14 protein-coding genes are annotated in these 14,645 nt (G+C 66.2%); 6 read left to right on the top strand and 8 right to left on the bottom strand.

The genetic code is table 11. The annotated features are described in order from the left end of the window. Positions 1-31: 31 nt before the first annotated feature. Positions 32-373: a hypothetical protein gene (locus tag EI171_RS28670; protein WP_028170878.1), complete on the bottom strand. Its 342-nt coding sequence runs from the start codon at positions 371-373 to the stop codon at positions 32-34. Positions 374-694: 321 nt separating this feature from the next. On the opposite strand from EI171_RS28670, the gene EI171_RS28665 reads away from it, so the two are divergent. Then, on the top strand, positions 695-1,321 hold the full coding sequence (locus EI171_RS28665; protein ID WP_028170879.1) for a ParB-like protein: 627 nt from the start codon (positions 695-697) through the stop codon (positions 1,319-1,321). A gap of 15 nt (positions 1,322-1,336) precedes the next feature. Here the strand turns inward: EI171_RS28665 and EI171_RS44995 are convergent, their stop codons facing one another. Then, entirely contained in the window at positions 1,337-1,492 is a 156-nt protein-coding gene (locus EI171_RS44995; RefSeq protein ID WP_165448149.1) for a hypothetical protein, read from the bottom strand. Positions 1,493-1,767: 275 nt separating this feature from the next. On the opposite strand from EI171_RS44995, the gene EI171_RS44990 reads away from it, so the two are divergent. Beyond that, the gene (locus EI171_RS44990) at positions 1,768-1,911 is read left to right on the top strand and encodes a hypothetical protein (RefSeq protein WP_165448150.1); all 144 of its coding nucleotides are present in this window, start codon (positions 1,768-1,770) and stop codon (positions 1,909-1,911) included. 19 nt (positions 1,912-1,930) lie between these two features. On the opposite strand, the gene EI171_RS28660 is transcribed toward EI171_RS44990, so the two are convergent. Then, positions 1,931-2,134, bottom strand: coding sequence for a hypothetical protein (locus tag EI171_RS28660; RefSeq protein ID WP_011086594.1), 204 nt, complete (start codon positions 2,132-2,134; stop codon positions 1,931-1,933). A gap of 146 nt (positions 2,135-2,280) precedes the next feature. Here EI171_RS28660 and EI171_RS28655 point away from each other — a divergent pair, with 146 nt between their 5' ends. The 3 genes from EI171_RS28655 to EI171_RS28650 all read left to right on the top strand — a co-directional run bounded on the left by EI171_RS28655 (position 2,281) and on the right by EI171_RS28650 (position 6,005). Then, the gene (locus tag EI171_RS28655) at positions 2,281-3,012 is read left to right on the top strand and encodes a Crp/Fnr family transcriptional regulator (protein WP_028170880.1); all 732 of its coding nucleotides are present in this window, start codon (positions 2,281-2,283) and stop codon (positions 3,010-3,012) included. Between the two features lie 276 nt (positions 3,013-3,288). Beyond that, positions 3,289-3,456, top strand: coding sequence for a hypothetical protein (locus EI171_RS44985; protein WP_165405372.1), 168 nt, complete (start codon positions 3,289-3,291; stop codon positions 3,454-3,456). Continuing rightward, entirely contained in the window at positions 3,453-6,005 is a 2,553-nt protein-coding gene (locus EI171_RS28650; protein WP_161535331.1) for an HAD-IC family P-type ATPase, read from the top strand. Before EI171_RS44985 ends, EI171_RS28650 begins: the two co-directional genes overlap by 4 nt. Here the strand turns inward: EI171_RS28650 and EI171_RS28645 are convergent. The 3 genes from EI171_RS28645 to EI171_RS28635 form a co-directional block, all read right to left on the bottom strand. Then, positions 6,002-6,505, bottom strand: coding sequence for an MgtC/SapB family protein (locus tag EI171_RS28645; protein ID WP_161535330.1), 504 nt, complete (start codon positions 6,503-6,505; stop codon positions 6,002-6,004). The two genes, EI171_RS28650 and EI171_RS28645, sit on opposite strands and share 4 nt — an antisense overlap. A 22-nt stretch (positions 6,506-6,527) precedes the next feature. Beyond that, entirely contained in the window at positions 6,528-7,109 is a 582-nt protein-coding gene (locus EI171_RS28640) for a peroxidase-related enzyme (RefSeq protein ID WP_011086598.1), read from the bottom strand. Positions 7,110-7,352: 243 nt separating this feature from the next. After that, positions 7,353-9,092, bottom strand: a complete 1,740-nt coding sequence (locus tag EI171_RS28635; protein WP_028170883.1) for an ATP-binding protein — start codon at positions 9,090-9,092, stop codon at positions 7,353-7,355. 439 nt (positions 9,093-9,531) lie between these two features. Between EI171_RS28635 and EI171_RS28630 the strand changes: the two genes are divergently transcribed. Continuing rightward, positions 9,532-10,500 (top strand): catechol 2,3-dioxygenase, encoded by a 969-nt coding sequence (locus EI171_RS28630; protein WP_011086600.1) that lies wholly within the window; start codon positions 9,532-9,534, stop codon positions 10,498-10,500. Between the two features lie 3 nt (positions 10,501-10,503). On the opposite strand, the gene EI171_RS28625 is transcribed toward EI171_RS28630, so the two are convergent. Beyond that, positions 10,504-14,028: a molybdopterin cofactor-binding domain-containing protein gene (locus tag EI171_RS28625; protein ID WP_161535329.1), complete on the bottom strand. Its 3,525-nt coding sequence runs from the start codon at positions 14,026-14,028 to the stop codon at positions 10,504-10,506. After that, positions 14,028-14,510, bottom strand: coding sequence for a (2Fe-2S)-binding protein (locus EI171_RS28620; RefSeq protein WP_161535328.1), 483 nt, complete (start codon positions 14,508-14,510; stop codon positions 14,028-14,030). Before EI171_RS28620 ends, EI171_RS28625 begins: the two co-directional genes overlap by 1 nt. Positions 14,511-14,645: the final 135 nt, after the last annotated feature.

Below are 14,645 nucleotides of genomic sequence, written 5' to 3'. Positions count from 1 at the left end.
TTTGCGGCGGGGGATCGGCGGCGGGCCGGGCCTAGATGTGCGGCGTCGTGATCTTGGCGCAGTCGCGGCGGCCCATCAGCACGCAGTCCTGGGTCCGGCGCAGGTCGGCGATGCTCACGGCGAGCCAGATCCCGATCGCGGTCAGCGCGATGGTGAAGGCGAGCGCGGCGATGTTGGCGAGCATGCGGTGGCGGAAATCGTCCGGCTCGGTGCGGGGCTGCTCGTAGCGCGACAGGTCGAGCGGCTTGGGCGCGCCGCGCATCGGCTGCACGGTGCCGTTGCCCCGGTGGACCGTCGGGGAGGGGGAGGTGCGCGGCCTGAACTGGAGCACCCGGTGCTCCTCATCAGAGCTTATGGGCCGCTGGGATTTCATGGTGCGAGGATCACTCCGAAGCAGCGGTTTTTGATAGCATACGTGGTGAACGCGTTGCAGAAAATCTTCTCAACGCGTACGTGTATTGCGCTTTTGCACGACCTCTTCGCGAGGGCCCGCGAGAGCGGTCTTCATGCCGGTGTCAGGATGCGCGGGGTTGCGCTGCAAAACAGCCATGGCACCTGCCGTGCCCGGTCCCGCGAACATCGGCTTGTGATCTCCCTTTGCGCGCCGAACGCATTTTGTCGCCGCAAGGCCCATGGCATAATCATGGAACCTGGACCACCGGTTGCAACCAACAATGTGAGGGGCTCTTCGACCATGACCACGAACGCGCGCGAGCCGAGGGTGCATCCGGTGCCGATCCTGTCGCTTCGGCCGACGCAGATGACGGTCGGCATGCGCGAGGTCAAGGAGAAGCGCAAACGCTGGCGCGAGCACGATAGCAAGAAGCAGGCCGATCTGCTCGGCAAGCACATGATCCCCGTCGTGTACGGGCCGGACAAGCGTTACTACGTGATCGACCATCATCATCTCGGCCGCGCATTGCACGACGAGGGCGTCAAGGAAGTGCTGGTGACTGTCGTCGGCGACCTCAGGATGGTCGAGCGCGAGGCCTTCTGGGGCGTGATGGACAACAAGCGCTGGGTCTATCCCTACGATTCCAAGGGCGAAAGGCGGCCGTTCCGCGACCTGCCGAAATCGGTCGCCGATCTCAGGGACGATCCCTTCCGCAGCCTCGCCGGCGAGCTCCGCCGCCTGGGGGGATTTGCCAAGGACACCACGCCGTTCTCCGAATTCCTGTGGGCCGACTATCTGCGCCGGAAATTGTCGCGCAAGGCGGTGGATGCCAATTTCGACAAGGCGCTGGAAAAGGCGCTGTCCGCGGCCAAGAGCAAGGATGCGATCTATCTGCCGGGCTGGTGCGGGCCGGCGGACGACGATTAGGCGCGGCGGCTCAGATCAGTCGCGCTGGAAGATCTTGGCGCCGGGGTAGATGCGCCGGGCGTAAGTCACGACCAGCGCGCGCTCCTGGGTTTCCAGGAAGGGCGTTCGGATCCGGCTCGATCCGATGATGAGGTGCCATAGGCCATTGAGCTTCTGAATGACGACGTTCATGTGAGTGATCCTCGAAGACTTTGCACTCCTGCAAATGTTGCCTGTTGCGGCAGTCTTGCGATTTCAGGATCGTGAGCGCGTGCGTAAAATTCCCGACACGGCTCGCACCCGCTGCAAGACAGCAGCAACTACCTATTAGTGTATGGCGGCTGCGGCCCCGCGACAGGACCTCATCACAGCCTCTTGAGCGAAGCCATTTTCTGTTCGCACGAAACCGTCCTGAAACAGAGCCGTCCCATCTGTGTGGGGTAGTCGAGCTCACACAGGAGGCCAAAATGCGCCGTCTGGTTTTCGCAATTGCCTTGCTCGCGGTCGCCTCAGCAGGAATCTCGGCATCGTTTGCCGCAGTTCACCACGCCAAGACGTTGACGTTTTCCGAGCGCTTTGCCCCGGCGCTCGAGTTGATGGCGAAGCGCTAGCGGCGTAGCGCGTCGCAGATCACTTCGGGGCTTGCGGACCGGGCGGGGACAGCAGGCGCTCCATCTCCGCGGCCGCCTCGCCGTCGCGCGCCTTCTGCAACAGCGTGTGGCGCTCGGCGCCGGCCGGCAGCTTCCTGGCGGCGGCGCGGGCCTCTTGCGTGAACTTGTCCAAGCGCTCCTGGAGAGACAGGGCCGGTTTTGTACGGTTGCGTTTCTTGGTCATGGTTTGGCCTTTCCGGCGCGGAGCCAACCATGCGGACGCGAGCGGCGTCCTTAACTTTTGTTGGAACGGGGGCGCGGATCGCGGGTTTCATGACGGCGGCGCCCGGCGCGCCATGGGTCCAATTCATGCAAACGGAGCGACTTCGCGTGCCCAGCGACACGATTCGTGCTGCGCTTGTCAGGCGTTTGCGCGTCTCTTCCGGCATTTCGGAGGAGGATGTCAGAGAAATCGAAGCGCTTCCGATCGCGGTGAGACAGTATCCGGCGGAGACGCCCGTGGTGAGGGATGGCGAGCGGGCCACCGAATGCTGCCTGATTGTCGAGGGATTTTGCGCGCGCTCCAAGACGATCGCGAGCGGCAAGCGACAGATTCTCTCCCTGCACATTCCGGGCGAGATCCCGGACCTGATGAGCCTGTTCCTGCACGTGATGGACCATGAGCTCTCGACGCTGACGCCATGCACGCTGGGCTTCATCAGCCACGATACGCTGCGAAGATTGCACCAACGCAGGCCGGTCGTCGCCGAGATGTTTTGGCGGGACACGCTGATCGACGCCGCGATGTTTCGCGAGTGGATCGTCAATGTCGGCCAGCGTCCGGCGCCTGCACGCCTCGCCCATGTCATGATCGAGCTGCGCGAGCGCCTCAGGGTGATCGGTCGCGTGGACGGCAACACTTTCGAGATGCCGCTGACGCAGGAGCAGATCGGCGAGGCCCTGGGGATCACGGCGGTCCACGCCAACCGGGTGATCAAGCAGTTGCGCCAGGAGGGGATCGTGGAATTTCAGCGCGGCCGCGTCACCGTACTCGACGAGCAGAAGTTCTTGGAACTCGCGGATTTCGACGGCCGTTATCTCCACCAGTCCCCGACGCTTTGAGCCGCCCGATGCCGCGGTCGGCCGTGCGCGGCCCGTCGTCGTGGACGTCCGCTGGCGGGGTGCGCCGTTCCTGAAAGTGTCGATTACGCTGGATGTTGAGGAGGCGCAGGCGGCGGACCGGGCCGAACGTGCGGCCCAACGGCGCAGGTAAAATTGACGTATCGCAAATCGGCGTCGGCGTCGGCCGCTAAGGTCCGCCGGCATGACAGCCGAACCAGCATTGCGCTCCCGCGTCGCCAGGTGGGCTCCGGATCATGCCGACCTGGAGACGCGACGATGAGCCTGATCCTTCGCATTCTGTTTGTCCTGGCCGGAGCCATCACCGCGCTGTTCGTCGCGCGTGATGCGCTGAACTTCACAATCATCCAGACCTTCGTCGCCATACTGCTCGTGACGGCCGTCCTGCTCGCCGGAAGTCTCTGGAGCCTGCGGCGGAAGACGTGAGCGCCACGGAAGCCAAAAGACCGGCCGGGCTGAGCGAGGCCGAGGCTCGGGCGCGGTTGGAAGAGGACGGCGCCAACGAGTTGCCTCGGCCCGAACGACGCAGTCCGCTCCGCATCGTCATGGAAGTGCTGCGCGAGCCGATGCTCGTGCTGCTGCTTTGCGGTGGGCTGGTCTACCTCGTGCTCGGCGATCTCAGGGAAGCGCTGATCCTCTTGGTCTTCGGTGCGATGTCGATCGTGATCACGGTGGTGCAGGAGACCCGGACCGAGCGCGTTCTGGAAGCCTTGCGCGACCTGAGCAGCCCGCGCGCGCTCGTGGTGCGGGACGGTGCGCGTCGGCGCATCCCGGGCCGCGAGGTCGTGCGCGGCGACCTGCTCGTCCTCGGCGAAGGCGACCGGATTCCGGCCGACGCCGCGCTGGTGGACGCGCGCGATCTGCAGATCGACGAGTCGCTGCTGACCGGCGAGTCGGTGCCCGTCCGCAAGCGGGCTGCCGGCAAGGCCATGTCAGCCGATCAGCGGCCGGGCGGCGAGGATCAGCCCTTCGTGTATTCAGGTTCGCTCGTCGTGCGCGGCGAGGGGCTGGCGCTGGTCGAGGCCACCGGCCCGCGCAGCGAGATCGGGAAGATCGGGCTGTCGCTGCGCGGCTTGCAAACCGAGCCGCCCCGGCTTCGGCAACAGACCGCAAGACTGGTGCGGCTCTGCTTCCTCGGCGGCGCGGTCGTCAGCGTGGCCGCCATCGCGCTCTACGGAGTCTTGCGTGGGGACTGGCTGCAAGCGCTGCTTGCGGGCATCGCCATCGGCATGGCGATGTTGCCGGAAGAATTTGGCGTCGTGCTCACGGTCTTCATGGCGATGGGAGCCTGGCGGATTTCGCAGGCGCGCGTCCTGACGCGGCGAGCCGCAGCCATCGAGGTCCTCGGCTCTGCGACCGTCCTGTGCACCGACAAGACCGGGACACTGACGCAGAACCAGATGTCCGTCGCGGAGTTGCGGCTGCTCGACGGGGCACGCATGCGTCCGGAGAGCGCCGGGCGGGATGACGCCAGGCCTGAATTTATCGAGCTGGCGCGTTGCGGTGCCCTGGCGAGCTCTCCGGAACCGTTCGACCCGATGGAGAAGGCTCTGCATCTGTTCGCGCAGGACGCCTTGCGGGGAGGCGATGCGCCGGACGGCGACCGGACGCTGGTGCGTACCTACGGTCTGCGCCCCGAGCTGCTGGCCATGACGCAGGTCTGGCGCACGGCCGGCCGGGCGGACCTCGTCGCATGCGCCAAGGGCGCGCCCGAGGCGATCGCGCGCCTGTGCAGGATGAACGCTGCTGATCAGGATTCGGTGCGAGATGCCGCCAGCGCGATGGCGAGGGACGGGCTTCGCGTGCTGGGGATGGCCGTTGCCGCCTGCGATGAGTCTTCACTCCCGCCGACCCAGGAGGATTTCGCGTTTCGATTTGTCGGCCTGGTCGGGCTTGCCGATCCGCTGCGGCCCCATGTCCCGGAGGCGGTTCGCGAATGCCGCGCGGCGGGGATCCGCGTCGTCATGATCACGGGCGATTATCCGGCAACCGCCGTTGCCATCGCGAACCAGGCCGGACTCGACGTCCGTGACGTCATGACCGGCGATCAGGTCAGGCTGGCGGATGATCCGGAGCTCGCGAAACGCGTCGGGCATGTCAACGTGTTCGCCCGGGTTTTGCCGGAGCAGAAGCTGCGCATCGTCCAGGCGATGAAGCTCAACGGCGAGATCGTGGCGATGACCGGCGACGGCGTCAACGACGCGCCTTCGCTCAAGGCCGCCCACATCGGCATCGCGATGGGAGGGCGCGGGACCGACGTCGCGCGAGAGGCGTCGGCGATCGTGCTGCTCGACGACGATTTCGGTTCGATCGTGTCGGCTATTCGTCTGGGCCGCCGCATCTACGACAATCTGCGGAAGGCGATGGCCTTCATCTTCGCCGTTCATGTGCCGATCGCGGGACTTGCGCTGCTGCCCCTGGTCTTCGGGCTGCCGCTGATCTTCAGTCCGGTGCACATCGCGTTTCTGGAGCTGATCATCGACCCCGTATGCTCGCTGGTGTTCGAGGCGGAGCGGGACGAGCGCGATGCGATGACGCGTCCGCCGAGGCGGCCTGATGCCGCGCTGTTCTCGTGGGCACTGGTTGGCTGGAGCGTGCTTCAGGGGGCCCTCGCATTTGCCCTGACCGCCATCATATTCGTCGGCGCGCTTCGCTCCGGCCTCGTCGCCGACGAGGCGAGGACGCTCGCCTTCGTGACGCTCGTCGTCTGCATTGTCGCTCTGGTCCTGGTCAATCGGTCCTTCAGCGCATCGTTCGCGTCCGCATTCTTCCGTCCAAATCCCGCATTGACCTGGATCTTCGCGGGGGTGGCTCTCGTTCTCGCCACCGCGCTGCTCTGGCCGCCGGCCTCCAGCCTGTTCCGCTTTGGTCCGCTGCATGCGGACGATCTGATGATCGCGCTCGGCGCGGGGCTGCTGGTGCTGACGGTGCTCGAATTGCTGAAACCGCTGTGGGCGCGGCGGCTTCGGTTCTAGCTCTCATCCGAGGAGCGCGTCTTCGGCGGCGCATCGGTTTCGTGCGTCTCGTCCCTGGCGCCGAGCATCCGGTGCAGCCAGTGCTCGGCGCGGTTGCCGACGGTGAGGATCAGGAAGGCCAGTGTCAGCGCCGTTCCGACGATCGGCCACTGGCCGACGCCGCAGGCGATGCCGAGGCAGGCGGCGAGGAAGGTGCAGGCGGCACTGGTCAGGCCGCGGACGCGAAACCTGTCGCTTTCGTGGACGATGACGCCGGCACCGAGGAAGCCGATGCCGGTGAGGATGCCCTGGATGACGCGGCTTGCCGCATCGGTGATCTTGCCCGCCTCGGCGAACTGCACGGCCAGCAATACGACGGTTGCGGTCGAGAGCCCGACGATGCCGAGCGTCTTCAGCCCGATCGGCTTGCTGTGCAGGTCACGATTGAGGCCGATGGCGCAGCCTGCGAGCGTGGCGACGCCGAGGCGCAGAAGGATCTCGGGCCAGTTCAGCACGGTCATTGCTCGTCAGCCACCGCGTCATTCACTTCTTCGGCAGCCGGCCCATCAAGTAGAACTCGTCGTTCGGCCGCATGCCGGTGAAGTTCGCCAGCCGGTTCGACAGCGCGAAGAAGGCCGAGATCGCGGCGATGTCCCAGATGTCGTCGTCGCTGAAGCCGTGCGGCGCAAGCGCGGCGAAATCCTCCTCCGAGATGCGCTGCGCGTCGGCCGAGACCTTCATCGCGAAGTCGAGCATCGCCTTCTGCCGCGGCGTGATGTCGGCCTTGCGATAGTTCACCGCGACCTGGTCGGCGATCAGCGGGTTCTTGGCGCGGATGCGCAGGATAGCGCCATGGGCGATCACGCAATACTGGCACTGGTTGGCCGCCGAGGTCGCCACCACGATCATCTCCCGTTCGGCCTTGGTGAGGCCGCCGTCCTTCTCCATCAGCGCGTCGTGATAGGCGAAGAACGCGCGGAACTCGTCCGGACGATAGGCCAGCGTGAGGAAGACGTTCGGCACGAAGCCGCTCTTCTCCTGCACGGCGAGGAGGCGCGTGCGGATGTCGTCAGGCAGCGTGTCGAGGGCGGGAGCTGGGAAGCGTTGTGCGGCTGTTTTTGTCATTGGCATGGATTCCGGCTTGGGGCCGGCAACCATAGTCGATGCGGACGCGGGGCTCAACGTGCCACGGGGCACCGGTTGGCGCGGCGCGACGGCGCATCTGCGGTTTGGATGCGCATTGGGGAATGGCGCTCATTCACCTTGCTCCGTCATTGCGAGCGCAGCGAAGCCATCCAGAGTGTTTCCGCGGAGGGATTCTGGATTGCTTCGCTGCGCTCGCAATGACGAAGTGGGTGGCGCGTGGCCTTACCGCAGCGGCTTCTTCAACAGCGAGAAGCGGTCGGGATCGAGGCCCATCGAGGGCTGCAGCATCGGGGCTTCGGCGGTGCCGAGCGTCTTCGCGGGTGGCGCCTGGAACACCGGGTCGTTCGGCACGTCGCGCTGCGAGGTGGCGCCGCGCCAGCGCTCGAGCACGGCGCTGACGAAATGCATGTCGTGACCGGAGGTCACCGACGGCACGCTGCTGATGGTGGCTTCGCCGCGCGGCAATTGGTGCGGCGGCACCTCCTTGAAGCGCAAGCGCGTCGGCAGTGCGACGCCTTCGCCGAACGCCAGCACCTCGCGGGTGCCGAGCGAGGGTACGAAGGAGAGTAGGTTCGCGGCCGCATCCGACACCGCGGCGCGCAGCAGCGCCTGGTCGCGCTCGTTGGCTAGACGCATCGTGAACAGCGTGTTGCACTGGGAGATGATGGTGGCGTCGAGCTCGGCCGGACGCTGGGTGATCAGCCCGAGATAGACGCCGTATTTGCGGCCTTCCTTGGCGATGCGCGACACCGCCTTGCGGGTCGGCCCGAAGCCCACGTTGCGGTCGGCGGAGGCGTAGCGATGCGCTTCCTCGCAGACGAACAAGAGCGGCGAGACGCCGTCGCTCCACAGGCCGAAGTCGAAGGCCATGCGGCAGAGCACCGAGACGACGGAATCGATCACTTCGGCCGGGAAGCCGGCGAGTTGCATCACCGTCATCGGCTTGCCGTTGGCGGGCAGGCGGAACAGGTGGCTGATCACCTCGGCCATGGTGTCGCCGCCGACATTGGCGTTGTCGAACATGAAGGCGTAGCGCGGATCGTTGCGCACCGCCTCGATACGCGAGATCAGCTTGTGATAGATGATGCGCGAGGAGCGGTTTTCGAGCTTGCCCATGCGCTCGTCGATCAGCGACATCAGATCGACGAGACGATAAGGCACCGGTGTGTCGACCGTGTAGCCGATCTGCTTGGGGTCGATGCGCTTGAGGCCGATGCGGTCGGCGTTCTGGTATTGGGTGTAGACGCCTTTGGCGAGCGGGATCACCTCGGCGAGGATGTCGAGCTCCTCCGGAACGCCCGCGCGGCCGCCGAACAGCACGTCGACGATTTCCTCGAAGTTGAACAGCCAGAACGGCAGCTTCAGGTTCCGCGGGTTCAGCACCAGCGCGCGGTCGCCGAAGCAGCGGCCATATTCGTTGTGCACGTCGAGCAGGAAGATGCGGAGGTTCGGGCGCGCCTTCAGGATCTCGTTGAGCAGCAGCGAGACGCCGGTCGATTTGCCGACGCCGGTCGATCCCAGCACGGCAAAATGCTTGGACAGCATTTCCTCGACGTCGACATAGGCGATCACCGAGCGGTCCTGCTGGAGGAAGCCGACGTTGATCTGGTCCGATCCGGTCGGCGCGTAGATCGTGCGCAGCTCCTGGCTCGTGATCAGGTCGACCGCGTCGCCGATGGTCGGATAATTGGTGACGCCGCGCTGGAATTTGGCCTTGTCGGCGGCGTTGAGGATCTCGCCGAGCAGGTCGACCGAGGCGATGGCGATGTAATTGTCGGCGCTCGACAGATTCTCGCAGGAGACCTCGGTGATCATCGCGACGATGACCGAGCTGGCGCAGCGAATGCTGACGAAACGGCCGACGGTCGCCCGAACCTCCGAGATCGGCATCTGGCTTGCCGCCAGAAGCCCGACCCGGGCGAGCGATCCACGTACCGAAATCACGCGTCCAAAGGATGTCACGATGAATGAACCTGGCAAGAGCACGGGGGTTGCACCGGACTATGCGCGGCCGCGGCTGCACAAACGGTTAAACGGCAGCCGCGGCCGCTTCGTTAAATCCGCGACAATTCGGCCGATAGATTCGTTCCTGATGCATATCTGTGGGCGGAAACGGCCGGAAAGTGCTGCTTTTTGGGGCCAGCAGGCTTTCGATCGAATTAGGGAAGATTTTACCATTCGGGCAGTCCGTCCGCCGTTCGGGGATGGTTCTGCTCAAGCGCGGGGCGCCATTCGGTCCGGGATGCAAGGGTTGGTTTGTTGACGGGACCTAATCATTTGTACATTAGTACAAATGAACCCGCGGCCTCGGTGCCGCCTCCGGGCGCGTGAGCCAATTGCGGCCCTGTGCCCGAATGCGCGATCCGGTTCCTGCGGATCGCAGCCACGCCAGGAGGAAAGCATGCAGCCCGAACCGATCCTCGATCTTGCCCATCTCGGCCATATGGAGCTGCTGACGCCCAAGCCCGACGAGAGCCTGAAATTCTTCGTCGATGTGATGGGCATGACAATCAGCGGCCGGAAGGGCGAGTCGGTCTACCTGCGGGGCTGGGACGATTACGAGCGCTATTCGCTCAAGCTCACGGCGTCGAAGACCTCAGGCATGGAGCACATGGCGCTGCGCGCGCGCAGCCAGCAGGCGCTGGAGCGCCGCGTCGCCGCCCTCAAGGGCTCCGGGTTCGACATCGGCTGGATCGACGGCGACATGGGGCAGGGGCCGACCTTCCGCTGCCGCGATCCCGACGGTCACATCGTCGAGCTCTATTACGAGACCGAATGGTATCAGGCGCCGCCGGAGCTGAAGCCCGCGCTGAAGAACCAGGCGCAGCGCTTTCCCGCCCGCGGCGTCAATGTCCGCCGCCTCGACCATCTCAACTGCCTCGCCGTCGACATCAAGGCCAACCGCGAGTTCTTCGAGAACTATCTCGGCTGCCGGCTCACCGAGCAGATCGTGCTCAACGACGGTCGGGAAGCGGCGATGTGGCTGACGATGTCGAACAAGAGCTACGACTTCGCCTATTCGCTCGACCATTCCGGCACGCCAGGCCGCTTCCACCACGTCACCTACGCGCTCGACAGCCGCGAGGAGATTCTTCGCGCGGCGGATATCTTCCTGGAGAACGGCATCCACATCGAGACCGGTCCGCACAAGCACGCGATCCAGCAGACCTTCTTCCTCTATGTCTACGAGCCCGGCGGTAACCGCGTCGAGGTCGCCAATGCCGGCGCGCGCCTCATCCTCGCGCCCGACTGGAAGCCGATCGTGTGGACGGAAGAGGAGCGCAAGAAGGGCCAGGCGTGGGGCCTGAAGACGATCGAGTCCTTCCACACCCACGGCACGCCGCCGGTGGAAGTGAAGAAGCACGCATAATATTCAGTGGGCAGGCGATCGCACGCGTGCGATCGTTTCGCGCACGCCTGTCCAGGCCGGCTTGTCGGGGGCGAACTGCCTGCGCAGGAACGTGACGAGCTCCTCGACCTGCGCGTCGCTCATGCTGTTCCTGAACGCGGGCATGTAGCCGAGATCGCTCGATGCGGGCTCGGCGATGCCGTGCAGGATCACCTGCACGAGATTGTCAGGCGATGCGCTGTGCAGATTGCTGTTGAGCGCGAGCGAGGGCCGGCTGCCGAACAGCGGCAGGCCGCCGACCTCGTGGCAGACGGCGCAGGCGCCCTGATAGAGCCGCGCGCCGGTGGAGGCGGCGGTGGTGACTTGCGTTGCGCTCTCGAGCCTGGCGGCAAGCGCATCCGGCGCCTCGGTGGCGGCGTCGTTGAACGAGTTGAGATAGACGGCCATCGCGCGAATGTCCTGGTTGGGCAGGGCCGTGAGATCCCTGACAACAGGCGCCATCGGGCCGGCGGCGACGCCGTGATAGCGCGACTGGCCGGTGCGCAAATAGGCGTAGAGCTCGTCCTCGCTCCAGGGGATCGGTGCCTGCGACAGCGACGTCAGCGGCGGCGCCTCCCAACCCTCGGCAAAGCCGCCGGCGAGATAGGCCTCGCGCTGCTCGGCGCCGAGCGCGTTGCGCGGCGAATGGCAGGCGCTGCAATGGCCGAGACTTTCGACCAGATAGGCGCCGCGATTCCACTGCGCGGACTGCGCGGGATCGGGCTTGAAGTCCTTCGTCTGATGGAACAGCGCGTTCCAGCCCGCGAGCAGCGGGCGAATGTTGAACGGGAAGGCGAGCGTATTCGCGGGTGGCGTCGCGCGCACCGCGGGCTGCGCCATCAGATAGGCGTAGAGCGCCTGGAGGTCGGCCTCGCTGGTCTTCGAAAAATGCGTGTAGGGGAAGGCGGGATAGAGCTGCCGTCCGTCGCGATGCTGCCCGTCGCGCATCGCGCGCTCGAAGGCGGGATAGGACCAGGCGCCGATGCCGGTCTCGACGTCGGGCGTGATGTTGGTCGCGTAGATCGTGCCGAACGGCGTCGCAAGCGCGCGGCCGCCGGCGTTGGGCGCACCGCCGATCGTGGTGTGGCACTCCGCGCAATTGCCGAGCGCGGCAAGCTGCGCGCCGCGGGCGATGGTTGCCGCGGAATAGACCGATGCATCGGGCCGCGCGATCGGCGCGATGGCGCGGCCAGGCAAGAGGGCAGCGCCAACGCCGATCGCGGCGGTGCAGACGGCGGCAATGGTCGCAAAGATGCCGGCGCGCCTAGCGAACGGATTCTGCCAGATGCGCGATGGCTGTGGCGCTGCAGGAGCGGGCAGGGCCTGCGGCGCGGGCCGCGCGTCACCGTGCAGGCCCCGGAGGATGCGCTCGGGCGTGAACGGGGGCTCGCGAAAGCGCACGCCGGTGGCATCGAAGATGGCATTCGCAATTGCCGCCGCGCTCGGCACCGAGGCGGACTCGCCGACGCCGAGCGGCGGCTGGTCCGGCCGCGGCAACATCAAGACGTCGATCTTGGGCACGTCGGGGAAGGGGATGATCGGATAGGCGCCCCATTCGCGCGCCGCCACCGCACCGCGCTCGAACGAGACCTCCTCCATCAGCGCGCGGCTGGTGGACTGGATGACGTTGCCGTGGATCTGGTGGCGCACGCCGTCCGGATTGATCATCAGACCGGAGTCCTGCCCGGCGACGACGCGCGTCACGCTGACGTCGCCGGTCGTCTTGTTCACGGCGACGTCGGCGACCCAGGCCGACCACGCCGCGCCATAGCCCGGAAACTTGCTGTGGACATAGAGCGCATAGGCAAAGCCGCGCCCGTGCACGACCTCGCCGTCCTTCTCTTCGCGGACCGGCCGCGGCGTCCAGCCCGCGCGCTCGGCCACCGCATTGACGAGATCGACGGCGCGCTGGTCTTTCAGGTAGCGCAACCGGTATTCGATCGGGTCGACGCCGGCTTCCGTTGCGGCCTCGTCGATGTAGGATTCATGCGCAAACGTGTTCGGCAGCGCCGAGACGCCGCGAAGCCAGGACGCGCGCACGATCGGCGCCATGTCATGGGTGATGACGCGCATGTGGTCGTAGTCGTAAGGCGGGATCGCGGTGCGGTCGCCCATCTGGAGCACGGCCGGATGGGGCGAGACGCGACCGGTCAGCAGCAGCGCCAGCGTCGGCGCGGCGTTCGAGGGATAGCGCGTGGCGAGGTCGTAAGCCGCGACGCCGCCGTCGGCGTTCAGGCCGCCATTGACGTCGATGAGCTGCGCGGTGCCCTTGGGCTCCCAGGCGTGCTCCTGCTCGCGCGTCAGCTGCACGCGCACCGGACGGCCGACCGCGCGCGACAGCAGCAGCGCATCCGCGGTGACGTCGTCGGCGCAGTTGCGGCCGTAGCAGCCGGCGGCCTCCAGCCGGATGACTTCGATCTCGCTCTCGGGGCGCTCGATCAGCAGCGCCAGATCGCCGCGCAGCAGATGCGGATTCTGCGTGCCCGACCAGACGCGGATGTTGCCGCTCTGGAAGTCGGCGACCGCGCAGGACGGGCCGATCGAGGCATGCATCTGGTACGGCCACACATAGGTGCGCTGCATCGGCTTGGCGGCGCCTGATATCGCCGCATTGACGTCGCCCTTGTCGATCAACGTCCGCGGCGTCGACGGATTGGCGCGCAACGCGGTCTCGACATCGGCGAGGTCGGTGAGGGTGGGCGTCGGCTTCCAGCTCACCTTGAGCTGCTCCGCGGCGCGAATCGCATTCTCCTCGCGCTCGGCAACGATTCCGACGAAATCGCCGATCTGCACGACGGCTATGATGCCGGGAACGTCGCGCACCGAGGATTCGTCGACCGCGAGCAGGCTGGTGCCGACGAACGGCCCGGCATCGACGCCGGCATAGGGCGGACGCACGACGCGGCCGTGCAGCATGCCAGGCAGGCGGACGTCGTGCACGAAGGTCAGCTCGCCCGTGGCCTTCGCCGGCAGGTCGACCCGCGGCATCGACTGGCCGACGATGGCGTAGTCGCCGACGGGCTTGACGGCGACGTCGTCGGCAAGCTCGAGCCGGATCGTCTCGCCGCCGATCAATTCGCCATAGCTGACACTGCGGTTGTCGTGCCCGCGCACGAGTCCGTCTTCGATCTTGAGGTCGGCCTCCGGCAACTCCAGCCGCTCGGCTGCGCGCGCGATCAGGAAGTGGCGCGCCTGCGCCGCGGCCTTGCGCAGGGGCACGGCAGTGATCTGGATGGTTTCACTGGCGATCGTGGCGCCCTGATTCGGCACGACAGCGGTATCGCCGAGCACGATGACGACGCGCGCAAAGGACACGTCGAGCTCCTCGGCGACGATCTGGCCGAGCGCGGTGCGGATGCCGGTGCCGAGATCGACATGACCATTGTAAGCGGTGACCGAGCCGTCTGCGGTGATGCGGACGAAGGTCTCGGATGTGATCTCGTCCACGGTGCGGACGACGACGAGCGAGCCTGATTGCCGCTCAGCTCCGTTCGAGGCAGGGGAGGCCATCAGTCCGCGGCCTCGGTGAGCTGCCCCGATGCGCGCATCACGGCGCGCAGGATTTCGACATGCGTGCCGCAGCGGCAGAGATTGTAGCGCAGCGCCGCCAGCGCTTCCTGTTCTGTCGGCTGCGGGTTGATCGCGAGCAGCGCCTTGGTGGTCATGATCATGCCGTTGAGGCAGTAGCCGCATTGCGCGGCCTGCTCGTCGATGAAGGCCTGCTGCACCGGATCAGGCTTGTCGCTTATGCCGAGCCCTTCGAGCGTCACGATGTCGCGTCCCGCGCAGCCGCCGACCGGGATGACGCAGGAGCGCGCGGCGGCGCCGTCGATCAGGACAGTACAGGTGCCGCATTCGCCGAGGCCGCAGCCATATTTCGGACCGTTGAGCGCGAGGTCGTTGCGCAGCACATAGAGTAATGGCGTTGCGCGCTCTGCAGTGATCTCGTGGATCCTGCCGTTCACGGTGAGGCGGATCGGTGTCTGCGTCATCCTGTTCCCAAGCCCCGCGACGATCGGGTCGCAAAAATTGTACGTTGCGACGATACCGTTTGTACACAAACGTGCAAGCGGCCATGCCGCAGTGCAGCGCGACTGCCCGCTTTGTGGACAAAGGCGGCAGGCAAA

The organism is Bradyrhizobium sp. LCT2, from assembly GCF_009931255.1.
GTDB lineage: Bacteria > Pseudomonadota > Alphaproteobacteria > Rhizobiales > Xanthobacteraceae > Bradyrhizobium > Bradyrhizobium diazoefficiens.
The sequence above is the reverse complement of the archived record's forward strand: the minus strand, read 5'-3'. Positions and strand labels throughout refer to the sequence as shown.

Excerpts from the sequence above, each read along its gene's own strand:
- EI171_RS28645 (WP_161535330.1), bottom strand. The coding sequence starts at position 6,505 with ATGACCGTGCTGAACTGGCCCGAGATCCTTCTGCGCCTCGGCGTCGCC.
- EI171_RS28625 (WP_161535329.1), bottom strand. The coding sequence starts at position 14,028 with ATGGCCTCCCCTGCCTCGAACGGAGCTGAGCGGCAATCAGGCTCGCTC.
- EI171_RS44995 (WP_165448149.1), bottom strand. The coding sequence starts at position 1,492 with ATGAACGTCGTCATTCAGAAGCTCAATGGCCTATGGCACCTCATCATC.
- EI171_RS28665 (WP_028170879.1), top strand. The coding sequence starts at position 695 with ATGACCACGAACGCGCGCGAGCCGAGGGTGCATCCGGTGCCGATCCTG.
- EI171_RS28670 (WP_028170878.1), bottom strand. The coding sequence starts at position 373 with ATGAAATCCCAGCGGCCCATAAGCTCTGATGAGGAGCACCGGGTGCTC.
- EI171_RS28660 (WP_011086594.1), bottom strand. The coding sequence starts at position 2,134 with ATGACCAAGAAACGCAACCGTACAAAACCGGCCCTGTCTCTCCAGGAG.
- EI171_RS28630 (WP_011086600.1), top strand. The coding sequence starts at position 9,532 with ATGCAGCCCGAACCGATCCTCGATCTTGCCCATCTCGGCCATATGGAG.
- EI171_RS28620 (WP_161535328.1), bottom strand. The coding sequence starts at position 14,510 with ATGACGCAGACACCGATCCGCCTCACCGTGAACGGCAGGATCCACGAG.
- EI171_RS44985 (WP_165405372.1), top strand. The coding sequence starts at position 3,289 with ATGAGCCTGATCCTTCGCATTCTGTTTGTCCTGGCCGGAGCCATCACC.
- EI171_RS28640 (WP_011086598.1), bottom strand. The coding sequence starts at position 7,109 with ATGACAAAAACAGCCGCACAACGCTTCCCAGCTCCCGCCCTCGACACG.
- EI171_RS44990 (WP_165448150.1), top strand. The coding sequence starts at position 1,768 with ATGCGCCGTCTGGTTTTCGCAATTGCCTTGCTCGCGGTCGCCTCAGCA.